The organism is Acinetobacter sp. YH12254, assembly GCF_013417415.1.
Taxonomy (GTDB): domain Bacteria; phylum Pseudomonadota; class Gammaproteobacteria; order Pseudomonadales; family Moraxellaceae; genus Acinetobacter; species Acinetobacter pseudolwoffii.
Window position 1 is genome coordinate 137,955 of record NZ_VPEB01000006.1, and the last position, 20,609, is coordinate 158,563.

Genomic DNA, 20,609 nt, shown 5'->3' on the forward strand with positions numbered 1-20,609 from the left:
ATTTTCTGCCACTGGACGTAGAGCTAAACTATAAGGATCTGTAGATGAAACGTGTTGTCATCACTGGCATGGGTATTAACTCGTGTATTGGTAATACATTAGAGGATGTAAACCATTCTTTACAAAATGGGATTTCAGGAACACGTTTTAATCCGACTTATGCTGAACTCAATTTCAAAAGCCATGTGAGTGCTGCGGCCGAACAGGATTTCGACGGTATTGACCGTAAACTCAAACGCTTTATGGGCGTATGCGCAATGTATGCCTACAATTCGGCACTTGCTGCAGTTGAACATGCCGGTTTAAAACAAGAAGATCTGGCAAATAATCCACGCTATGGTATTGCCGGTGGTTCAGGTGGTGGTTCAACTGCCTCAGTGGTTGAAATGAAAGAACTTCTAGATACCAAAGGTGCGCGTAAAATTGGCCCTTTCTTTGTACCACGCAATATGACCAACACCATTACTGCAAACGTCGGTGTCGCTTTTAAACTACAAGGCGTAGCACATACCATTACCAGTGCATGTGCAACCTCTGCCGATGCCATTGGTTATGCTTATAACCTGATCCAACTGGGCAAACAAGATTTGATGCTGGCTGGTGGCGGTGAAGAAGATCACTGGTCACAAAGCTTATTATTTGATGCGATGGGTGCGCTTTGCTCTAAATACAACGACACGCCTGAAACTGCATCTCGTCCGTACTCTGCTGACCGTGACGGCTTCGTGATTGCCGGTGGTGGCGGTTTTGTGGTGCTTGAGTCACTTGAGCATGCACAAGCACGTGGTGCAAACATCTTGGCTGAAGTGGTGGGCTATGCGGCCAACTCGGATGGTGCAGATATGGTTGCACCAAGTGGCGAAGGGGCTACACGCTGTATCCTGATGGCACTTGAAGAAGCCAAACAACATGGTGTTGAATCGATTGATTATGTGAATACTCATGGTACATCTACACCTGCTGGTGACGTGACCGAGCTTCAAGCGATGGCACGTGCATTTGGTGAAGATAAAGTTCCACCACTGAGCTCAACCAAGTCTATGACTGGTCACAGCCTGGGTGCTGCTGGCGTTCAGGAAGCAATTTACTCGATCCTGATGATGCAAAATGACTTTATTGCTCCAAACATTAACGTGACCGAGCTGGATGAAGGCGCAAAACCATTTGATATCGTGCTTGAAAAACGTGACGCAAAATTGAATACTGTGATGAGTAACAGTTTCGGTTTCGGCGGCGTAAATGCCTGTCTCATTTTCAAGAAATGGGAAGGCTAAGCTGCCCAATTTAGGGTGACTTGATGGATGCTCCTTCTGATGCTTTCTTGTGGGTAAAAGCATTACATATTATTGCAGTGGTTTGCTGGTTCGCGGCTTTGTTCTACTTGCCACGTTTATATGTTTATCATGCCATGAGCGAAGATGCCGTCAGTCATCAACGCTTTGAAGTCATGGAACGTAAGCTGTACCGTGGCATCATGTGGCCAGCCATGTTGGCCACCTTGATTACGGCACACTTTCTGGTCGACTGGGGTGATGCAACGCGTCACTACCATGAAGCCTTATGGTTTTACCTTAAAGTTGGCCTGGTCGGCTTATTGGTGATTTACCATCTGATATGTGGTTATTACCGCAAGAAGTTGATTGATAATGCACATTACAAGTCTCACAAGTTTTGGCGTTATTTTAATGAGATGCCAACCCTGATCTTATTTGCAGTGGTGATTTTAGTCGTAGTTAAACCTACTTTCTAATTCACCCACGCAATCAAAAAAATCCCTGATTCGTCGGGGATTTTTTATTTTGGCCTTCTAGATTTTTACACAGCTATCCTGCTTCAGATTCAGTTCAGACAATTTCTGTTGAGAAAATGGCAGTGCTATACATAACTTTCCATCTTGCTGAAAATAACGTCGCCCTGCTGCATTTTGATTCAATAGCTCTATCTCTATACTGCCTGAATTGACTGCATTAAAAGTCATAATTTTATTGCTTAAGACATGATTCATCACAATATATTTTTCAAAGTTGGGCTTACTGATCTGCGCTAGAACATGTCCAATCGCATTTTTTAGTCGCCATTTAGACAGTGAAGAAGGCTCACTTGTCGTAAACCGCTCTTGCAGTTCAACATACGGTGTTTCCGAAAGCATCCAGTACACCTCATATTGTGCTGCAATTGCATTAAAGGTGGTATTGGGTAAATACAGCCATTTTAGCTGTACAGGGCTGATTTCAGAGGCATGTGCCAGATATTGGGTCAGCAAATAATGTCCCATTAATTCATTTTGCAGACTTGCTTTTAAACCCAATTGATCTGAATCCAGATTGTTAAGCATGACTGGATTGCTTTCATTTTTTTGCTCGATCCGAATCAGATCAATCATTTGACTGAGCCAATTCTGCAGCAGCATTTTTTCAACCAAAGACAAGCGGTTCCGGCTAAAGTCTAAAACCTGATGAAATTGCTGTGCATAATCCTGCACTTTAGAGTCTGAATTAAGCTGGATGTGAACCAGTTTCAGCAACTGTAAGTTTTGAATATAGCGATAATCAGGCCCGCCTGCCTGCGGCGGAATCACCAATGAAATATAATCCTGGTGTTCCAATAAATCTGAAAACCGTTGTAAAGGAATACGCTCACGTTCCAGTAAAGCGTGTAGCAATTTTTTATGTTCTACCACCAATACAGAAAACTGCTCAGCTGAATTAGCCAAACGCATTTGCAGATTTTCAAGAAGTTCTTTTTCCTGTTCAGAAAAACCAGCTCGGCTCAGCTGGCGGTTTAATCCTGAGTCACTCTGCAAATTTTCAGCAGCATTCTGATCTCGAATATAATTTACCCATTCCCGATGGTAACGATAACGACCCAGTGCCTGAGGGTGAACCTCATCTTTGGCAGCAATTCCCAATAAGTAAAAATATGAGTGTTGCTGAACATTCGCCCTATAGATTAAATCTGGCTGAATAAACTTTTTTGCCGTATCCGTTAAAGGCTGATCTGTACGCAGCCATTTTGCAGTGAATACCAACAGAATGGCTATTCCCACAAGAATGCCAAGCGACCATAACCCCAGCCTGTTTTTACTCCATCCCCTCATATAGATCCTTATTTTTAATTATAAATTTTTCTTCAATTCTAAGGGCACAGGACAAAGTTCACAAATGATTCATCACACCATAAAAAAATCCCCGATCAGGCGGGGATTTTTTAAGCTATTTTATTGTGTTTCTAATGCCGCTTTTCTCGCGGCTGCGACACGCGGCCGATACAGTACATAATAAGTCACTGCCAAAATAATCAACCATAATGGACTGATTTTTAATGCATTAAATGTATCTGGCTCCAAACTTAAAATGACCAGAGCGAAAGCCAGAAAAGTTAGTACGATATAGCTCATCCATACCCCGCCCGGCATTTTAAAGGTGGAGTTGGCATGCTGTTCAGGGCGTAATTTACGGTAGCGTAAATAACACACCATAATTAAGCTCCAAATACTAATAAACAAAATCACGCACAGCGACGTGGCTAAAGTAAAAGCTTCCAGGGTGTTTGGCACGAAGTACTGCAAAGCTGCACCAGCCATAATAAAGGCACATGAGAACATTAAACCCTTGGCTGGTACAGAACGTTTCGATAGATGCGCCAAAGCGGCAGGTGCCTGTTGGCCACGCGCCAATCCGAAAAGCATACGACTGGTTGAGAATACACCACTATTCATGGAAGACATGACGGATGACAAGACCACCAGATTCATGATGATCGCCGCCGCACCAATACCGGCATGCATGAATAAGCTGACAAAAGGACTTTGATCCGCAGGAATTTTAGCCCATGGAGTCACTGACATCACTACAAACAATGACAACACATAGAACAAGATAATACGCGTTGGAATTGCATTGACGGCTTTGGGTAAATTTTTCTCAGGATCTTTGGTTTCAGCTGCCATCGTACCGAGCAATTCCACACCGACAAAGGCGAATAAGGCAATCTGGAAGCCTGCCAGGAAGCCATCCGCACCTTTGGGGAACATACCACCCGACCAGACATGGCTAAAGCTTGCAGTACTGCCATCTGGTGCCTGAAACTGGTTCAACACCATAAAGCCGCCAATAAAGATCAGGCCTAAAATGGCTAAAATCTTAATCAGGGCAAACCAGAATTCAATTTCACCAAACAGTTTGACCGTCAGCAAGTTCAAACCCAGAACCAGCAACACACAGCCGACACTGATCAATGCCTGCCCGATGGGGGTAAAGGCCACACCCTCAGGCAACCAGAAACTTAGATAATTAATAATCGCTGCTAAATCGGCAATCCCGACCAGAACCCAACCGAGCCAATAAGACCAGCCAATATAATAGGCCGCGCCCGGACCTATGAGGTCGCGCGCCATATCAATAAATGATTTGTAATGTAAATTAGCCAACAATATCTCACCCAATGCGCGCATCAGGAAAAAAAACATAAAGCCAATAATCATATAAATAAATAAAATTGAAGGGCCGGCCAAAGAGATAGTTTTACCCGATCCCATAAATAAACCGGTACCAATTGCACCACCAATGGCAATTAACTGCAGATGCCGATTGGAGAGCTTGCGTTGTAGCTCATGTTGCGACGGCGCTGCGTCATCTTTAGCGGATGTTGTATTCATGTTTAGTTCCTTTTTTGCATCAGACCCTTGCCCATCTGATCGGATTTCTTCCTGAAATCCTGAATGCAGATGAAGTTCCATTTAAAAAGCTAAATGACCGGATCTAATGTCCTTACAAAATTAAGTTGGGAGATATAAAAATCAAAACAACTCAAGCCTGTGCTGCAATCACTGCAATTTCAATCAGCCAGTCAGGATTGACCAGATCTGCCTGAATGGTGGCACGTGCCGGAGTTCCCTGTCCTTGCAACCAGTGAATCCAGATCTGGTTCACGGTTTGAAAATCTTCCAGATTTTTCACAAATAGTTGTGCCGACAGCAGTCGGCTTTTGTCTGTTCCTGCCAGCTTGAGCAGCTGATCAATTTTCGTCAGCACTTCCTGCGTTTGACCGCTAATATCCTGACGGGTGCTATCCGGCACCTGCCCTGATAAATACACGGTCTGGTTGTGAATGGTGACAGCACTCATGACCTGATTGCTGTTAATACGCTGGATATCGGTGTGTTCCATCATCATATGTCCTCTCAATTTCTTCCGTTATTTGGTCAATATTTAGTTTTAGCTTTCGATCCGAACCGGTACACGAGCCGTAATCGCACACATCAATTCATAGCCTACGGTTCCTGAACCGGCCGCGACCTCATCAATTGATAAAATTTCACCTTGCGAAGATTTCCCCCAAAGCACCACTTCACTCCCCACAGTCGCCTGAGGGACAGCGGTCAGATCGACTGTAAGCATATCCATACTGACCCGACCAAGAACTTGAGTCTGCACTGAATCCACCAGAACTGGTGTACCTGTGGCTGAAATGCGCTGATACCCATCGGCATATCCACATGCCACTACACCAATGCGCATCGCCTGCTCCGCAACGAAGTTAGAACCATAACCCACACTTTCATCAGCCTGAATATACTGAATCGCAATGATTTCACTGCGCAGGCTCATGCCGGGCTGCAGATTCCAGTCATAAATAGTATGGTCAGGATAGTCAGGCGAACTGCCATACAGCATGATGCCACTACGCACAATGTCGGATTGAATGTGGTGATGATGGCGCAGGATGGCTGCACTATTACTGACAGAAGTTTTTCCGGCTAAAGACCCAGTGATTTGCGTGAACATTGAATATTGATAATCAATGCCGTTCTGGCCAAAGCGCTGACCATCTGCATCGGAAAAATGCGTCATATGGCTAACTGAGCGCACATTGCCCAGTGCCTGGACTTGCTTAAAAATATCCGTATATTCGTGGGCCTGAAAACCCAAACGGTTCATACCGCTGTTAAGTTTTAAGTACACATCAAATTTTGCGTCTGGATTGATCTGCTGAAACTGCGTTAACCAGGTGATTTGATGCTGGCTATGTAGACTAAAACTTAAATCTAATGCAGCACAGACGTCTAAATCGTCTACAGCAAAAATTCCTTCGAGCAGTAAAATTTTGCCCTGCCAACCGAGCGCACGCAGACGCTGCGCTTCAGCCAAATCCAGCAAGGCAAAACCATCGGCTGATTGAAATGCTGAATAGACTCGCTCAATACCATGACCATAGGCATTGGCTTTAACCACAGCATAGACTTCGGCATTTGGCGCTGCGGCTTTGGCGATCTTCAGGTTATGCTGCAATGCATCTAAGTGCACTACAGCTTGAATTGGGCGTGGCATAGCTTCTTCCTTGAAACAGCAATTTAGGCCGCGTGTGAATAACGTCCGAGTGAAAGTCCTTCAGTGCTGATTTCGGTTTTATGATTCAACACAATGTCACTGATTAACTTGCCCGAACCACAGGCCATGGTCCAACCCAGGGTGCCATGTCCAGTATTCAGGAACAGATTTTTAAAACGCGTTACACCAATAATCGGGGTACTGTCTGGGGTCATTGGACGTAAACCGGTCCAGAAACTCGCTTCTGCCAGATCCCCGCCTGGGAATAATTCCTGAGTGACCATTTCCAGAGTGGCACGGCGATTGTCTTTCAAATTGTGGTTAAATCCACTTAGTTCGGCCATACCGCCAACACGGATCCGCTGGTCAAAACGCGTGATGGCAATTTTATAGGTTTCATCCAGCACCGTAGATTGTGGTGCAAAGTTGGCATCAACAATTGGAATGGTCAGTGAATAGCCTTTGACTGGATAAACCGGCAAATCCAGATTCAAAGGTTTTAAGAAATCACGCGAATAACTACCGAATGCCAATACATATTTATCAGCCGTCAGCACTTCACCATTGACCACCACCCCCTTAATTTCATCGCCTTCAATCACCAAACGCTCAACATTTTGGTTAAATTTAAACTGCACGCCCAATTCTTTGGCAACATTGGCTAAGGCATTGGTAAATAAATAACAGTCGCCTGTCTCATCATTGGGTAAATGCAAGCCGCCCACCAGTTTATCCTGGACATGCGCCAGGGCTGGCTCAACTTTGGCCAGATCAGCGCCCAACAACAATTCATGCGGTACGCCGCATTCTCGCAATACCGCAATATCACGTTGCACCATCTCTAATTGCGCTTCGTTACGAAAGACTTGCAAAGTACCTTTAGAACGGTGTTCATAACTGATCCCGGTTTCTTTACGCAATTCACGTAAACAGTCACGGCTATATTCAGCCACACGGGTCATACGTTCTTTGTTAATCGCATAGCTGGCTGGATTACAGTTTTTCAGCATTTGTGCCATCCAGTTCAACTGCCACATACTGCCATCTAAATTAATGGCTAAAGGTGCATGATGCTGGAACATCCATTTCACTGCTTTAAATGGAATGCCCGGTGCTGCCCATGGCGTCGAATAGCCCGGAGAAATTTGCCCGGCATTGCCAAAACTGGTTTCTTCAGCCGGCCCGGTTTGACGGTCAAGCACTGTAACTTCTGCACCCTGCTGCGCCAGATAATAGGCACTCGCCACACCGATTACACCACTGCCTAAGACCAAAACGCGCATCTTACTACCCTCAAATTTTTCTAGTTGATTTAACTAGTATATTTTTGGATCAATAGTGAATTTAACTATATTGAGATGATATATTTAGTGAAATAAACATTTTTTTCGGGCAGAATTAAAAAAAAGAGGGAAATATTGATGCGTAAATTAGACCGCATTGATCGCATGATTCTGGATATCTTGCAACGCGATGGCCGGATTGCCATTAGTGAGCTGGCAGCACGTGTGAACCTGTCAACCACACCCTGTTCAGAACGGGTAAAACGGCTGGAGCGCGAAGGCATTATCATGGGTTATTACGCGCGCTTAAATCCGGAACTGCTAGAACGCAATTTGCTGGTCTTTCTGGAGATTAAGCTTTCTGCAAAATCGGGTGATGTATTTGATCAAGTGGCGCGGAATCTGACCGAAATTCCAGAAGTACTGGAATGTCATTTGATTTCCGGTGACTTTGATTATCTGGTCAAGGCACGTCTCAAAGAGATGAGTGCCTATCGGCGTCTGTTAGGCGATTTGCTAAAAAAATTACCTGCTTCTGCTTCCTCACATAGTTATGTGGTCATGGAGGAAGTAAAAGAAAGTCTCTATCTGGATCTTGGCGGGTAATTATTTTTATCTTTCAACATTCAGCGCTCAAACAGTTTCCAAAAAAATAATGCCCCAAATGGGGCATTATGGTGAACAATATATTTAGATATTTATTTTCGACTTAAAAATCAGGCTGGAATACGCAATACCTGTCCCGGGAAAATATCATCAGCATCTTTGAGCAATGGGCGATTGGCCTCAAAGATCTTATTGTACTGATTGGCATCACCATAAAATTCTTTCGAGATTTTTGACAAGCTATCCCCCGATTTTACCGTATAGAATTTGCTTTCCGGTTCAGGGCTGCTGACCGTAAGCTGATCATCCACTTTGGCCACATGATCAATATTCCCCACCGCCAGAATAATTTTTTCACGATCGGCCTGACTTTGCACCTGACCTCTGACCGTGGCCAGATCCGAGGTTGAATTATAACTGATGGATAAACCAGTGATCGGAAGACCCAGACCTTTTACATGACCAAGTAATTTATTTGCGACTTCTTGGGCAGAAGGCTCTGCGGGCTGTGCTGCTGCGGCTGGAGTAGTATTTGCTGGTGCGGCCTGCGGCTCTGCGGCAGCTGTATTTTTCTTACCGATACCTTTTACAAAATCAAAAAGACCCATATGGAACTCCATTCTTGTCGTTAATGTCATATCACTCTTATTTTTATAATGAAAATAGCCAAGGCATAGTTAGTCATTGGTGACAGAAAGGTAATCGATTGTAAAATTTCCATTTAGGTGAAAAGCAGACACAAAAAAACCACCGAGAGGGTGGTCTTTATGCTCAGCAAAGCTGAAATCGGCGATTAACCCAGTTTCTTAGAAACATAGTCAATTGCAGATTGAACAGTTGTGATTTCGTTAGAATCTTCATCAGGAATCGTGATGTCGAAATCATTTTCGAAAGACATAACCAGTTCAACTAGATCTAGAGAATCTGCACCTAAGTCATCCATGAAAGACGCTTCGTTTTTAATCTCTTCGATTTTGATACCAAGTTGTTCTGCAACTGCTTGCTTAACACGTTGTTCGATATCGCTCACAGGAATTCTCCTCATTGCTTGTGGCGTTTTTAATGCCGTTAGTTTAATTGAATCTAAAAAATTTGGAAAGTTTATACTTGAGCTTAGCTCATGTATAAGCCCCCATTTACATGCATAACTGTACCAGTAATGTAACTGGCTTTGTCTGAAGCCAGGAAACTTACAGCATTTGCGATATCTTGTGGGTCACCCAAACGGTTTAACGCCACTTGCTCAGTCATTTTTTTACGAATTTCTTCGCTTAACTGTTCCGTCATTTCAGTTGCAATAAAGCCTGGTGCGACCGAGTTAACCGTAATCTGACGGCTACCCATTTCTTTGGCCAAACTACGACTGAAGGCTTCAATTCCGGCTTTGGCAGCAGAATAGTTGGCCTGCCCCGGGTTGGCAAAGTGTGCCACCACAGAGCTGATGTTGATGATGCGTCCGAAACGTGCCTTGGTCATGCCTTTCAGCACACGTTTAGACAGACGGTAAACGGCTTTCAGGTGAATATTTAAAATATCATCCCAGTCATCTTCAGACATGCGAAGCAATAAGTTATCTTTGGTAATACCGGCATTATTAACCAACGCCAGCACTGGACCATAGTTCTGTTCGATCTCCGTCACCAGTGCATCAATCGCAGCACCATCACGTACATCTAAAACTTTGCCCACACCATTTTCAGCAAACTGTGCAGATAATTTTTCAGCGCCCGCTTCAGAGGTCGCAGTACCCACGACAAAATAACCATCCTGAATCAACTGTTGTGCGATCGCAGCACCAATACCACGACTTGCACCTGTTACCAAGGCAACTTTCGGTTCCTGTGTCATGCAATTTTCCCTTCTGCCGTCAATACGGTGTTCAATGCATCTTCCAGACGAGATTTGCTATCCAGTGGAAGTGCTTTTTCGATATTCGGTAGGCGTTTCGCCAAGTTACTCAATACATTACCCGGACCACATTCAACGATGTACTGAATGCCTTCATCTTGAAGGAATTGCAGGGTTTTGGTCCATTGTACTGATTCATAAAGTTGCGCTGTTAAGGCCTGACGCAATGCAGGGACATCAGCCGCAGCTTCAGCGCCTACATTTTGTAATACAGGAATGCATGGCAGCTCAATGGCGGTTTGTTCCAATGCAGGCGCAAACTGTTCTGCCGCAGGTTTCATCAGTGAACAATGCGATGGAACCGATACCGGCAATGCAATCGCCTTAGCGCTATTTTCTTTGGCCAGTGCCATCACTGCTTCAACGCGATCTTTATTGCCTGCAACCACAACCTGCCCTTGGGCATTGTAGTTTGCCGCTTCAACAGAACCTTCACCTGCTGCAGTTGCCTGTGCACACAGCTCAATCACTTTGGCATCATCCAGACCTAAAATAGCAGCCATTGCACCGACACCCTGAGGTACAGCCGTCTGCATCAGTTTACCGCGCAGGTTGACCAGTTTGACTGCATCACCCAGGCTTAGGCTACCCGCTGCCACCAGCGCGCTGTACTCACCCAGTGAATGGCCTGCCAGATATTTCGGTGCCACACCACCAGATTCCAGCCACACGCGCCACAAGGCAATACTTGCAGTCAGCAATACCGGCTGGGTAAATTCAGTTTGATTTAAGTTTTCGCCAGTTTGCGCAATCTGCCACAAATCGAAGCCGACAGCTTCAGAGGCTTCTGCAAATGTCTCGCGAATAGCAGAAAACTGCTCTGCAAGTTCAGCCAGCATGCCGGCTTTTTGTGAGCCTTGACCTGGAAATACAAATGCAGTTTTCGTTGCTTGTGCTGCTTGTTCGAGTTGTGTCGCAGACATAATAAAATCCTTTCATTCAAGAGGTGTCATCTTCAGTTGTAGCAAGAAGACTGGCCAATAAAGCCACCTAAATCATTGTGGAGCGCAATTTAGCATGTAATTTTGCTGGCGGTAATTGCCAAATACAACAAAAAACCGATGCAAGCAAAAATCAAGGACAAAAAAAAGGGAGCTAAATGCTCCCATTTTTTCTACTAAGCTTGACGCTTAATACATCATCAATTATTCAGCAGATGCTTTAGCGAATAATTGACGACCACGGTAGATACCATCTTTAGATACGTGGTGACGACGGTGAGTCTCGCCAGTAGCTTGGTCTACAGTTAATGCATTCTCGGTTAAAGCGTCATGTGAACGGCGCATGTCACGGCGAGAGCGACTTTTACGGTTTTGCTGAACGGCCATGATGGCTCCTTACAAAGATCGAAAAAATGGATCAGAACAAATTCGATTGTCTTATACACAAGAGTATAACACAAAAATTAGTTAAGTTTACCCTTCAGAGCTGCCAAAACATCAAACGGATTATCTCGTTTTTCTTCGACAACTTCTTCTATGGCAGGCTGATGCTTATGTTCGCAAAACTCATGTTTAGGCGACAACGGCACCAACAATAACAGTTCATCTTCTATCAGCGCGAGCAAATCAGCGGTCGCAGGTGCATCATAGTCACCTTTGGTCGTTGCTTCACTTTCACCTAGGACGATGAAATCAGCATCCTCATCCAAGCGCTCTATCAGTGACTCATCATCCACAAGTGCCAAATGGAACGATGAAACCAGTTCAATCTCTACAGTTTCCAGACAACGCTGGCATTCCATAGGAACTTTTGTTTCAACGTGACCATCTAGCCATGCAATACGATGATAGGCATCCATTGATAGCTTACAGTCTATGTTAATCAATTGATCATCAATTGATCCAACAGCTTCACGAGCGATACGAACAAAGCGGGATAAAGGCAGTTGACCTGACCATTTAAAGCCCTGTTCAGCCCATTTAAACGGCTCAATCTGTGCCGGAAAGGTATTTGCTGACATAATTAAGGCGGCAATTCTACAAATTCATCAGTACTCTGTCAAAGATTAAGATACAATTTTGTACTTATTTCGACAGACCATTTGGGTAACTCAAGTCATGCATCTGTTGCAGCCGCAAACAGAAGTGAATGTTTCATCACTCGTTAGCACAATTCCAAGCCTTGATTCTGACAGTTCAACACAACAAGTGCAACTCTCGCCATGGACGAATTTATCGTCAGAAGCGCAGCAGGTGGACTGGCTAATCTTACACTTTAATCACTGGTTTTCCCATTTAAATGTGACTTTAGTCCGTGGCGAATTTGAACCTGAATATTTTCCTGCCGATGCCGATACTCCTGCCCGGATTCAGTTTGCACATGGATTCTTTAATAGTGCCTTGCATGAAATCAGCCATTGGACAATTGCCGGGGATAAACGCCGGGAACTTCCGGATCTTGGTTACTGGTATGCCCCGGATGGGCGTACAGCCGAACAACAAGCGCTGTTTGAACAGGTAGAAATTAAACCGCAGGCAATCGAGTGGATGTTTGCCCAGGCCTTTGGGCGTAAATTCCGGGTATCGCTGGATAACCTGACTGGTGACGGCGGTGACGGAACCCGCTTTAAAGATCATGTCTATGCACAAGTGCAGGCTTATTTTCGTGGTGAGGCAAAATTGCCACGGGATGCACAACGCTTTATTCAATGTATCTGTGCCTGTAGCAGAGGTGGCAAAAGTTTACAATCTGATGAATTTATACGTGAAATGCTTGATTAAATTACACAAATCTACCTTTTTGGTGATTGCCAGACGCTGCCTGAGCGCCACATAATAAGCCATCAGCCCAAGCTTGGAGTAGCCTCTATGCTGCATTTACGCGTACACCCCGATAACCCGCAACCGCGCTTAATCAGTCAGGCGGTAGAACGAATCCGTGCTGGCGATGTGGTGGTCTATCCCACGGATGCTGCCTATGCGATTGGTTGCCAGATTGGGAATAAAAGTGCCATGGAACGCATTGCGCAGATTCGCGGACTTGGCCCAAAACATCAATATGCAATTTTGTGCTGTGATTTATCCGATATTGCCACCTATGCCAAAGTGGACAATGCCATGTATCGCTTACTCAAAAACAATACACCAGCAGTCACCACTTTTATTTTACCGGCCACCAGTGAAGTGCCGAAACGCTTGATGCATCCCAAAAAGAAAACCATTGGCCTGCGCATTCCGAGCAATCCGGTGTGTCAGATGCTGCTCAAAGAACTGGGTGAGCCTCTCTTGACCTCTACCCTGATTTTGCCGGACCAGACCGATCCGCTGGATGATCCTTTTGAGATTGAAATGCAATTGGGCAAACGCATTGATGTGTTTATCGATAGCGGTTTAGGTACATTAAGCACCACCTCGATTATTGATTTATCTGGTGATCATCCAGAAATTATTCGTCGTGGCGTGGGTGATGTCAGCGCATTTGAATAAAGAATGCCATCTTATTTCCAGCCGACTGCAGGAGTCAGTCTATGGATTTATTTTATATCCTTCTGAATCAGCATGAATTCTCTGCCCAATATTGTATCTATGCAGAACTGCCTTGGACACTTCAATCCAGGGCCATCATGATCGAAGCATATCCTTCGCCCAGTCCCACTCTAAACATTGATGCTACTGAATATCAGTTTTTCATGAATTTGGCTTTGCTTCGACAGCTATTACAGATCTATTCAAGCCAGAACCTATGCCTGGCAGAGACTTGCCAACGTATGATTGAGTTTGCACTGAGTGAATATCCTTCCTCACCGCGCTGAAGTTCTTAGCACTCAGATAGGTATTAATCATATCGCAGGATACTAAAACATGGATATGGTCATAGCTTCCACCCGTAACACATTGACTCTTTGCCCCGCTTATCTGGCTGTTTTTTTTGGGGCCTTCTTTTAAATTGCAAATAAATTCCATTATTTTTTCAAGTTTTTATGCCTTTGACTCCTTATTTAATTTATTTAGAGTTACTTTTCCAGTACAATGACGGCACTTAATTCTATGCTTTTTCTTTCGATGAGATACCGAAGATCAAGCCTTTGCATGCCTTTGAAAATTCGCGTGGCCTATAATTGTAATGACTCAAATTATCCATAACACAATGGAATCTGCTCCGCACATTCGGGTTCTGGATGAATGGCAGGATACTATTCCAGAGGATCTGTATATTCCTCCCGCCGCATTTGAAATCTTGTTAGAACATTTTGAAGGCCCACTCGACTTTTTAATTTACCTGATTCAAAAAAACGGTTTTGACCTGTTGCAAGTCGATATCGCGCCGATTGCAGCGCAATATTTATCCTATATGGATGCAATGAAATCCCTGAATATTGAGCTGACCGCAGATTATATGGTGATGGCTGCTTTATTGGCAGATCTCAAATCGCGTCTGTTATTGCCTAAACCGAAAAGCCTGTCTGCGATTGAGCAAGATCCAAAACAAGAACTGATCGACCGTTTAGAAAATTATTTAAGAATTAAACGGGCAGCAGAACGTCTGGGGCAAATGCCTATTCTGGAGCGTGATACATTCCTGACCCATGTCAGTCTGGGCGACGTTCAGCAGAATAATGAAGGCTATTCGATCGATTTACTGCGTGATGCCTTGTTGTGTATTTTTAACCGTCCTGAACCGGTGATTCATCAGGTGCAACAGGAACCGGTACTGCTCGAAGAACGGATTGCCTATATTGAAAGCTGTCTGGAATCTGGCGAAGTCTTATCTTTTGCCGATTTACTCAAACCGAGTCAGGGACGCATGGGGATGGTGGTGACCTTTATGGCAGTGCTGGAGCTGACCCGGCAACAAAAAATTCAGATTATTGCTACAGGTATTGAAGCCCCGCTCGCAGTTCAAGGAGCCAGTCAATGACACTAGAGCCAAATACGCTGTTTTCTGCAGAAGATCATCTGCATGAGGTGTTGATGCAGCTTGAGGCGATTATTTTCGCCAGCGACTCTGCGGTTTCATTGGCGCGTCTGAAAGAGGCTTTTCAGGATCGCTATAGCAAACAGGAATTACGTCAGTATTTACAACAACTTTCCATGTTAATGCATGGCCGTTCGATTGAACTGATTGAAACAGCACAAGGTTATCGTTTTCAAGTGCGTGCAAAATATCGTAATATTATTGCACAGACCTGGCCTGAGCGACCAACTCGCTTGTCGCCGGCCTTACTTGAAACACTTGCAGTGATTGCTTATCACCAGCCGGTGACCCGAGCCGATATTGAACAAATTCGTGGTGTGACGAATAACAGTCAGATTTTGCGTACGCTGTTTGACTGGAACTGGATTAAAGAATCCGGATTTCGTGAACTCCCTGGAAGACCTGCGTTGTTAATGACAACGCCACAATTTTTAAATGCGTTTGGCTTGAATTCTTTAGGCCAATTGCCTCCCCTGCAGGATGCCAAGGAAGCTTTTATGGCCCTCGATGCAAATGCACCGAAGTCATAAATAGGTGAACTGTTGATAATTATTTCTAAGGTTATGCTGTCATGAGTGAAAAATTGCAAAAGGTGCTTGCACGCGTTGGTTTGGGTTCTCGCCGTTATATGGAAGAAGTCATTGCCGCGGGTCGTGTAAGCGTCAATGGGCAAATTGCCCAAGTGGGTGAACGAATCGAACCAGGTGATGAGCTTCGCATCGATGGTCGTAAAGTTGCATTTCAGATTGAAGACGAAATTCGTCGTCGTGTGATTATCTATTATAAGCCTGAAGGCGAAATCTGCTCACGTAGCGATCCTGAAAACCGCCCAACCGTGTTTGAACAGTTGCCTGCGATTCCGGGCGATCGCTGGGTAATGGTCGGCCGTCTGGATATTAACTCGACCGGTCTGTTACTGTTCACCAATGATGGCGAACTTGCCAACCGCTTGATGCACCCATCGAATGAAATTGAACGTGAATACGCAGTTCGTGTCATGGGTGAGGTGACACCACAAATCAAAAACACCATGCTTAAAGGCGTGGTATTAGATGACGGCCCAGCGAAATTCGAATCGTTCTCTGAACTCGGCGGTGATGGTATTAACCGTTGGTTCCAGGTCGTAGTAAAAGAAGGTCGTAACCGCGAAGTACGTCGTATCTTTGAATCACAAGGTCTGAAAGTAAGCCGTCTGCTGCGTACCCGCTACGGTACTGTGATTCTGCCACGCGAACTGCGTACCGGTCGCTGGATTGAACTGGATAAAAACGATATCGACAACCTGACCAAAGCTGTGGAACTGAAACCACGTCAAGGTACAGGCCTGTTTGGTATGGCAAAACGTCGTAACGAGCGTATGCAGGATAAACCGATGGCTGCACGCCGTGGCGGTTTCTTGCGTCAGCAACGTCGTGACAGTGATGAACAACAACCACAGAATAACCCTGGCCGCGAGCGTCGTGATGACAATGCTTATGGTCGTCGTGACAGAAATGAAAACCAAAATGGTACGCAGTTCGTACGTCGTGACAACCGTGATGGCAATACTCAATTTCCTCGCCGCGAAACTCGTCCAGATCAAGCTTTTGGTCGCCGCGAAGAGCGTGATGAAAATGCGCCGCGTCGTCCATACGGTGTCAACAAAGGCTTTAAAAAGTTTTAATTAAGATAAATAAAAAAAGTCAGGCAATTGCCTGACTTTTTTATGCCTTATGTATCAGTCACTTTGTGGAATCCCTTGCGGAATGGCACTGAGTAAACGCTTGGTATATTCATGTTGTGGTGACTGATACAATTCATCTGAATTGGCAATTTCCACCAGTTCCCCATGATTCATCACCATGATCTGATCTGAAATATACTTCACCACCGATAAATCATGTGAAATGAAAATATAACTGAGTCCAAATTCATCCTGCAAATCTTGCAGTAAATTCAAGACCTGTGCCTGTACCGATACATCCAGCGCCGAGACCGACTCATCACAGATCAAAATTTCAGGCTTCAAAGTCAGGCAACGTGCAATTGCAATACGCTGGCGCTGACCACCGGAAAATTCATGCGGATAGCGATAAAAAGCCTGGGCAGGCAAACTGACCCGCTCCAGCAGGTCCAAAGCCATTTGCTTGCGTTCTGCATCATCCTGACCAATTTTATGAATCTGCATCGGTTCCATCAGGATTTGCCCCACGGTAAAACGCGGATTTAAAGAGGCATAAGGATTCTGGAAAATGATCTGGATTTTACGTTGATACTGGTTAAATTCCTTTTCAGACATGGCCAAAATGTCCCGCCCCTGAAATAGCGCTTTACCGCCTGTTGCCTGTTGCAAACGCATCAATAGCAAGCCAATGGTGGTTTTGCCCGAACCGGATTCTCCGACCAGCCCCAAGGTTTTACCTTTGGCCAGCTGAAAAGAAACCCCTTTCACCGCCTGAAATTCATCTTTGCCAAACAGACCTTTGCGGCTATAAAAAGATTTTTTCAGATCACGTACATCCAGAATAATTTCTTCTCCGCCCTTGAGTCCGCGTGAGCGTTGCGGAAGTTGAGTATTCAGGTGGATATCGTCCAGCCAGGTTGAACCATCCTGTTTCATAAAATCACTGATCATCGGCAAACGTAACGGACGTTGCGACAATTGTGGACGGCAATGCAATAAAGCCCGGGTATACATATCCTGAGGTCGATCCAGTACGTCCTGAACCAAACCCTGTTCACGAATTTCCCCATGTCGCATCACAATCACCTGATCGGCAATTTCCCCCACCAAAGCCAGATCATGAGTAATGAACAGCATCGACATCTGACGGCGCTGACGCAGAGATTCCAGCAAGTCCAGAATCTGCTTTTGAATGGTGACATCCAGGGCAGTGGTCGGTTCATCCGCAATTAACAGCTTGGGTTCACAGGCAATGGCCATGGCAATCATGACCCGCTGCTGCTGCCCCCCCGAAAGCTGTCCCGGATAGGCATCGATTTTAGTTTCAGGTGCAGGAATACCCACTTCTTTGAGCAGTTCTAAAGTACGTTGCCGCGCCTGTTTTTTATTCATACCCAAATGGAGTTGCAGGATTTCTGCAATCTGCATGCCTACCGTAAATACCGGATTGAGCGAGGACATCGGCTCCTGAAAAATCATGGCAATGTCTTTACCACACATCTGGCGCATGTCACGGGTTTTGAGCTTAAGCAGATTTTTCCCTTCAAAGATAATCCGGCTGTCTTCGGAAATACGCGCGCTTTCCGTCGGGAGCAAGCCCATGGTCGCCAGTGAAGTAACCGACTTGCCACTTCCCGATTCTCCCACCAATGCCACCGTAGTATTGGCCGGAATTTCAAAAGAAACCCCTTTTACGGTTTCGATATATTGTTTATTTTCACCTTTAAAACTGACACGCAGATTTTCCACGCGAAGTAACGCAGGTGCTGTACTTGGATTGATTTCAGACATGGTTGCGCTCCTATTTCAGTTTCGGATCTAATGCATCACGGAGTGCATCGGTAAACATCGAGAAAGCCGTCACCAGTATTGCCATGGCAATCGAGGCTGCGGCCAGTTGCCACCATTTTCCTAAAATCAGCTCACTTTGCGCTTCATTCAGCATACTTCCCCAAGACACTACTCCGATTGGCACGCCAAAACCAAGGAAGCTGAGAATCACTTCAGATTTGATAAAAGCCACCACCAGAATGGACATTTGTACCAAGGCAATATGACTGACATTCGGAAAAATATGTACAAACATACGCCGTAAATTACTCACCCCAATCGCCTTGGCAGCCAGTACATATTCACGCGCCGTATGTTTCATGTACTCGGCACGAACCAGACGAAAAACCCCAGTCCAGCCGGTCAGACCTAAAATCAGGATGATTGATAAAATCCCTTTCTGTTGCAACACCGCAGCAATTGCCAGAACCAGCAGTAAATAAGGAATTGAAGTAAAGACATTATAAAACCAGTTGAGGAGATCATCGACCCAGCCACCAAAATAACCGGCAAGTGCACCAAGTACGGTGCCAATGATCACAGCGACCAAAGCCGCAACCAGTCCGACCAGAATCGAGGTTTCCGCACCTTTAATGGTTTTCTGTAAAACATCCTGTCCCCATTTATCCGCACCAAAGATCAGACTCTGTTTTAATTCGCTGTCCTGATCCATCAGCTGACCACCGAGCTGCTGGTTAATGACGCGCATGTCTTCTGCCAGCGGATCTGTTACACCATAATAATCAATGCTGCCCCCCATCCTTTGCTCAGCAGCAATTTCAGCATTGAGTTCTGCAATCACCTCTTTTAAAGGATCGACTGGATTGACCGGTAAAACGACCAATTCTGCTTCCTGTTCTTCACCGGAAACAGCCGGCATAGGCGCTGCACTGATAAAACTTGGCGGTGCATAACTGACCGCCACTTCTTTATTCCAGTCCTTGGCAATAAAACCGCTCATGGAAAGCAAAAGTAGCAGCAGATAAAACAGCACCACCAATAAGGAGAACATGGCAATCCGGTCACGTTTCAAACGGCGCATGGCCAGTTGCCATAATCCTGTCGAAGTAGACTCAGGCACGGCTTGAGCGTGTTGCTCTTTTTTAAATATCGCACTCAGCATAATTCACCTACTTCAACTGTACGCGTGGATCGACCCATTTATAGATCAGATCGGCAATCAGGTTGAATATCATGGTCGCAGCGGCAACATAGACCGTAATCGCTTTAATCACCGGGAAATCCGAACGCTCTACGGCAATAATCACTTCACGACCAATCCCCGGAATACCGAAAAAACGCTCAATCAGGAAAGCACCGATCAGCAGTGCTGGAAGCCCCGCCATCACATCGGTAATAATCGGAATCGAGGCATTGCGTAGCACATGCACGCCCAGAATCCGGCTCTCGCCCAGACCTTTGGCCCGTGCAGTACGCACATAGTCCTGATTGACTTCATCCAGTACGAAACTGCGGTACAGACGTAAGGTCGGGGCAATACTCACCACCAGCATAATCAGTACAGGCAACAAGGCGTATTTGAAAAGATTGTCAGCGAAATTATCACTCCAGCCCTGCACCGGAAACCAGCTCAGCTCATAAGCGAGGAAGTACTGAAACACAATGATATAGACAAGAATACTGATCGACATACCGATGGTACACAGCATCATGATCATGCGATCGGTCAGACTGCCGCGAACTGACGCCACACCCAAGGCTAAAATGATGGAAATAATGGTTTGCAAAATGGTCAGTGGAATCAGAATGGTCAGTGAGGGTCCCAGACGCGTACTAATAATTTGCGCCACCGACTCGCCGGTACTCCAGCTCACCCCATAATCGAAGGTTAAAATCTGCTTGGTGAAAATCCACAGTTGCACATAATACGGTTGATCCACGCCAAGCTGTTGCCGGATGTTTTCAATCTGTTCTGCATTGGCCATTTTACCGGCGAGGATATAGGCAGGATCGCCCCCCACCCAGTTAAACAGCAGGAAGATCAGCAAAATCACCCCGAGCATGGTGGGGATCATTTGCCAGAGCCGTCGAATAATATATGCCAGCATCGCT

The 20,609-nt window shown here is 45.3% G+C and carries 23 protein-coding genes; 9 read left to right on the forward strand and 14 right to left on the reverse strand.

Annotated features, from left to right (window positions below):
* The first annotated feature begins 44 nt into the window (after window positions 1–44).
* Window positions 45–1,274 (forward strand): beta-ketoacyl synthase N-terminal-like domain-containing protein, encoded by a 1,230-nt coding sequence (locus tag FTV29_RS06245; RefSeq protein WP_005096011.1) that lies wholly within the window; start codon window positions 45–47, stop codon window positions 1,272–1,274.
* A 23-nt stretch (window positions 1,275–1,297) separates the two neighbouring features.
* Complete coding sequence (locus FTV29_RS06250; protein ID WP_100357334.1) at window positions 1,298–1,750, forward strand: CopD family protein; 453 nt, start codon at window positions 1,298–1,300, stop codon at window positions 1,748–1,750.
* 57 nt (window positions 1,751–1,807) lie between these two features.
* Here FTV29_RS06250 and FTV29_RS06255 read toward each other — a convergent pair whose 3' ends face one another.
* The 5 genes from FTV29_RS06255 to FTV29_RS06275 form a co-directional block, all read right to left on the reverse strand.
* The gene (locus FTV29_RS06255; RefSeq protein ID WP_252766813.1) at window positions 1,808–3,046 is read right to left on the reverse strand and encodes a hypothetical protein; all 1,239 of its coding nucleotides are present in this window, start codon (window positions 3,044–3,046) and stop codon (window positions 1,808–1,810) included.
* 171 nt (window positions 3,047–3,217) lie between these two features.
* Window positions 3,218–4,657 (reverse strand): amino acid permease, encoded by a 1,440-nt coding sequence (locus FTV29_RS06260; protein ID WP_074384173.1) that lies wholly within the window; start codon window positions 4,655–4,657, stop codon window positions 3,218–3,220.
* 151 nt (window positions 4,658–4,808) lie between these two features.
* Entirely contained in the window at window positions 4,809–5,171 is a 363-nt protein-coding gene (locus tag FTV29_RS06265) for a RidA family protein (protein WP_159138579.1), read from the reverse strand.
* A 45-nt stretch (window positions 5,172–5,216) separates the two neighbouring features.
* Window positions 5,217–6,329 carry an alanine racemase gene (gene alr / locus FTV29_RS06270; RefSeq protein WP_159138578.1) on the reverse strand — a complete coding sequence of 371 codons (1,113 nt, stop codon included), beginning with the start codon at window positions 6,327–6,329 and terminating at the stop codon, window positions 5,217–5,219.
* A gap of 23 nt (window positions 6,330–6,352) precedes the next feature.
* Complete coding sequence (locus tag FTV29_RS06275) at window positions 6,353–7,612, reverse strand: D-amino acid dehydrogenase (RefSeq protein ID WP_180071956.1); 1,260 nt, start codon at window positions 7,610–7,612, stop codon at window positions 6,353–6,355.
* 138 nt (window positions 7,613–7,750) lie between these two features.
* Between FTV29_RS06275 and FTV29_RS06280 the strand changes: the two genes are divergently transcribed.
* Window positions 7,751–8,218: an Lrp/AsnC ligand binding domain-containing protein gene (locus FTV29_RS06280; RefSeq protein ID WP_005095994.1), complete on the forward strand. Its 468-nt coding sequence runs from the start codon at window positions 7,751–7,753 to the stop codon at window positions 8,216–8,218.
* 110 nt (window positions 8,219–8,328) lie between these two features.
* On the opposite strand, the gene lysM is transcribed toward FTV29_RS06280, so the two are convergent.
* The 6 genes from lysM to FTV29_RS06310 all read right to left on the reverse strand — a co-directional run bounded on the left by lysM (window position 8,329) and on the right by FTV29_RS06310 (window position 12,089).
* Window positions 8,329–8,826, reverse strand: a complete 498-nt coding sequence (gene lysM / locus FTV29_RS06285; RefSeq protein ID WP_005095992.1) for a peptidoglycan-binding protein LysM — start codon at window positions 8,824–8,826, stop codon at window positions 8,329–8,331.
* Between the two features lie 185 nt (window positions 8,827–9,011).
* A complete protein-coding gene (gene acpP, locus FTV29_RS06290; protein ID WP_004646101.1) occupies window positions 9,012–9,248 on the reverse strand; it encodes an acyl carrier protein in 237 nt (78 codons plus the stop codon).
* Between the two features lie 83 nt (window positions 9,249–9,331).
* Entirely contained in the window at window positions 9,332–10,066 is a 735-nt protein-coding gene (gene fabG, locus FTV29_RS06295) for a 3-oxoacyl-ACP reductase FabG (protein ID WP_159138576.1), read from the reverse strand.
* Window positions 10,063–11,049 (reverse strand): ACP S-malonyltransferase, encoded by a 987-nt coding sequence (fabD, locus tag FTV29_RS06300; protein WP_005095987.1) that lies wholly within the window; start codon window positions 11,047–11,049, stop codon window positions 10,063–10,065. The genes fabG and fabD overlap by 4 nt, the downstream gene beginning before the upstream one ends.
* Window positions 11,050–11,271: 222 nt before the next feature.
* Window positions 11,272–11,454, reverse strand: a complete 183-nt coding sequence (gene rpmF / locus FTV29_RS06305) for a 50S ribosomal protein L32 (protein ID WP_004279227.1) — start codon at window positions 11,452–11,454, stop codon at window positions 11,272–11,274.
* A 77-nt stretch (window positions 11,455–11,531) separates the two neighbouring features.
* Window positions 11,532–12,089, reverse strand: coding sequence for a DUF177 domain-containing protein (locus FTV29_RS06310; protein WP_074384127.1), 558 nt, complete (start codon window positions 12,087–12,089; stop codon window positions 11,532–11,534).
* Window positions 12,090–12,186: 97 nt separating this feature from the next.
* On the opposite strand from FTV29_RS06310, the gene FTV29_RS06315 reads away from it, so the two are divergent.
* The 6 genes from FTV29_RS06315 to rluB all read left to right on the forward strand — a co-directional run bounded on the left by FTV29_RS06315 (window position 12,187) and on the right by rluB (window position 16,706).
* Window positions 12,187–12,849, forward strand: coding sequence for an elongation factor P hydroxylase (locus FTV29_RS06315; protein ID WP_005095983.1), 663 nt, complete (start codon window positions 12,187–12,189; stop codon window positions 12,847–12,849).
* Between the two features lie 87 nt (window positions 12,850–12,936).
* Entirely contained in the window at window positions 12,937–13,554 is a 618-nt protein-coding gene (locus FTV29_RS06320; protein WP_005095982.1) for an L-threonylcarbamoyladenylate synthase, read from the forward strand.
* 41 nt (window positions 13,555–13,595) lie between these two features.
* The gene (locus FTV29_RS06325; RefSeq protein ID WP_005095980.1) at window positions 13,596–13,880 is read left to right on the forward strand and encodes a hypothetical protein; all 285 of its coding nucleotides are present in this window, start codon (window positions 13,596–13,598) and stop codon (window positions 13,878–13,880) included.
* Window positions 13,881–14,191: 311 nt separating this feature from the next.
* Window positions 14,192–14,986 (forward strand): ScpA family protein, encoded by a 795-nt coding sequence (locus FTV29_RS06330; RefSeq protein ID WP_005172392.1) that lies wholly within the window; start codon window positions 14,192–14,194, stop codon window positions 14,984–14,986.
* Window positions 14,983–15,573, forward strand: a complete 591-nt coding sequence (gene scpB, locus FTV29_RS06335) for an SMC-Scp complex subunit ScpB (protein ID WP_005095975.1) — start codon at window positions 14,983–14,985, stop codon at window positions 15,571–15,573. The genes FTV29_RS06330 and scpB overlap by 4 nt, the downstream gene beginning before the upstream one ends.
* A gap of 41 nt (window positions 15,574–15,614) precedes the next feature.
* Window positions 15,615–16,706 (forward strand): 23S rRNA pseudouridine(2605) synthase RluB, encoded by a 1,092-nt coding sequence (gene rluB, locus FTV29_RS06340; RefSeq protein ID WP_074384125.1) that lies wholly within the window; start codon window positions 15,615–15,617, stop codon window positions 16,704–16,706.
* 54 nt (window positions 16,707–16,760) lie between these two features.
* On the opposite strand, the gene FTV29_RS06345 is transcribed toward rluB, so the two are convergent.
* The 3 genes from FTV29_RS06345 to FTV29_RS06355 are packed head-to-tail and all read right to left on the reverse strand — an operon-like array spanning window position 16,761 to window position 20,605.
* Complete coding sequence (locus FTV29_RS06345) at window positions 16,761–18,497, reverse strand: ABC transporter ATP-binding protein (protein WP_159138575.1); 1,737 nt, start codon at window positions 18,495–18,497, stop codon at window positions 16,761–16,763.
* Between the two features lie 10 nt (window positions 18,498–18,507).
* Window positions 18,508–19,659 carry an ABC transporter permease gene (locus FTV29_RS06350; RefSeq protein WP_159138574.1) on the reverse strand — a complete coding sequence of 384 codons (1,152 nt, stop codon included), beginning with the start codon at window positions 19,657–19,659 and terminating at the stop codon, window positions 18,508–18,510.
* 7 nt (window positions 19,660–19,666) lie between these two features.
* The gene (locus FTV29_RS06355; protein WP_159138573.1) at window positions 19,667–20,605 is read right to left on the reverse strand and encodes an ABC transporter permease; all 939 of its coding nucleotides are present in this window, start codon (window positions 20,603–20,605) and stop codon (window positions 19,667–19,669) included.
* Window positions 20,606–20,609: the final 4 nt, after the last annotated feature.

Coding starts and splice junctions, on each gene's coding strand:
- rluB (WP_074384125.1), top strand. CDS start 15,615: ATGAGTGAAAAATTGCAAAAGGTGCTTGCACGCGTTGGTTTGGGTTCT.
- FTV29_RS06280 (WP_005095994.1), top strand. CDS start 7,751: ATGCGTAAATTAGACCGCATTGATCGCATGATTCTGGATATCTTGCAA.
- FTV29_RS06325 (WP_005095980.1), top strand. CDS start 13,596: ATGGATTTATTTTATATCCTTCTGAATCAGCATGAATTCTCTGCCCAA.
- lysM (WP_005095992.1), bottom strand. CDS start 8,826: ATGGGTCTTTTTGATTTTGTAAAAGGTATCGGTAAGAAAAATACAGCT.
- FTV29_RS06355 (WP_159138573.1), bottom strand. CDS start 20,605: ATGCTGGCATATATTATTCGACGGCTCTGGCAAATGATCCCCACCATG.
- FTV29_RS06345 (WP_159138575.1), bottom strand. CDS start 18,497: ATGTCTGAAATCAATCCAAGTACAGCACCTGCGTTACTTCGCGTGGAA.
- scpB (WP_005095975.1), top strand. CDS start 14,983: ATGACACTAGAGCCAAATACGCTGTTTTCTGCAGAAGATCATCTGCAT.
- FTV29_RS06275 (WP_180071956.1), bottom strand. CDS start 7,612: ATGCGCGTTTTGGTCTTAGGCAGTGGTGTAATCGGTGTGGCGAGTGCC.
- rpmF (WP_004279227.1), bottom strand. CDS start 11,454: ATGGCCGTTCAGCAAAACCGTAAAAGTCGCTCTCGCCGTGACATGCGC.
- fabD (WP_005095987.1), bottom strand. CDS start 11,049: ATGTCTGCGACACAACTCGAACAAGCAGCACAAGCAACGAAAACTGCA.
- alr (WP_159138578.1), bottom strand. CDS start 6,329: ATGCCACGCCCAATTCAAGCTGTAGTGCACTTAGATGCATTGCAGCAT.
- FTV29_RS06250 (WP_100357334.1), top strand. CDS start 1,298: ATGGATGCTCCTTCTGATGCTTTCTTGTGGGTAAAAGCATTACATATT.
- FTV29_RS06260 (WP_074384173.1), bottom strand. CDS start 4,657: ATGAATACAACATCCGCTAAAGATGACGCAGCGCCGTCGCAACATGAG.
- fabG (WP_159138576.1), bottom strand. CDS start 10,066: ATGACACAGGAACCGAAAGTTGCCTTGGTAACAGGTGCAAGTCGTGGT.
- FTV29_RS06315 (WP_005095983.1), top strand. CDS start 12,187: ATGCATCTGTTGCAGCCGCAAACAGAAGTGAATGTTTCATCACTCGTT.
- FTV29_RS06265 (WP_159138579.1), bottom strand. CDS start 5,171: ATGATGGAACACACCGATATCCAGCGTATTAACAGCAATCAGGTCATG.
- FTV29_RS06310 (WP_074384127.1), bottom strand. CDS start 12,089: ATGTCAGCAAATACCTTTCCGGCACAGATTGAGCCGTTTAAATGGGCT.
- FTV29_RS06330 (WP_005172392.1), top strand. CDS start 14,192: ATGACTCAAATTATCCATAACACAATGGAATCTGCTCCGCACATTCGG.
- FTV29_RS06245 (WP_005096011.1), top strand. CDS start 45: ATGAAACGTGTTGTCATCACTGGCATGGGTATTAACTCGTGTATTGGT.
- FTV29_RS06350 (WP_159138574.1), bottom strand. CDS start 19,659: ATGCTGAGTGCGATATTTAAAAAAGAGCAACACGCTCAAGCCGTGCCT.
- FTV29_RS06320 (WP_005095982.1), top strand. CDS start 12,937: ATGCTGCATTTACGCGTACACCCCGATAACCCGCAACCGCGCTTAATC.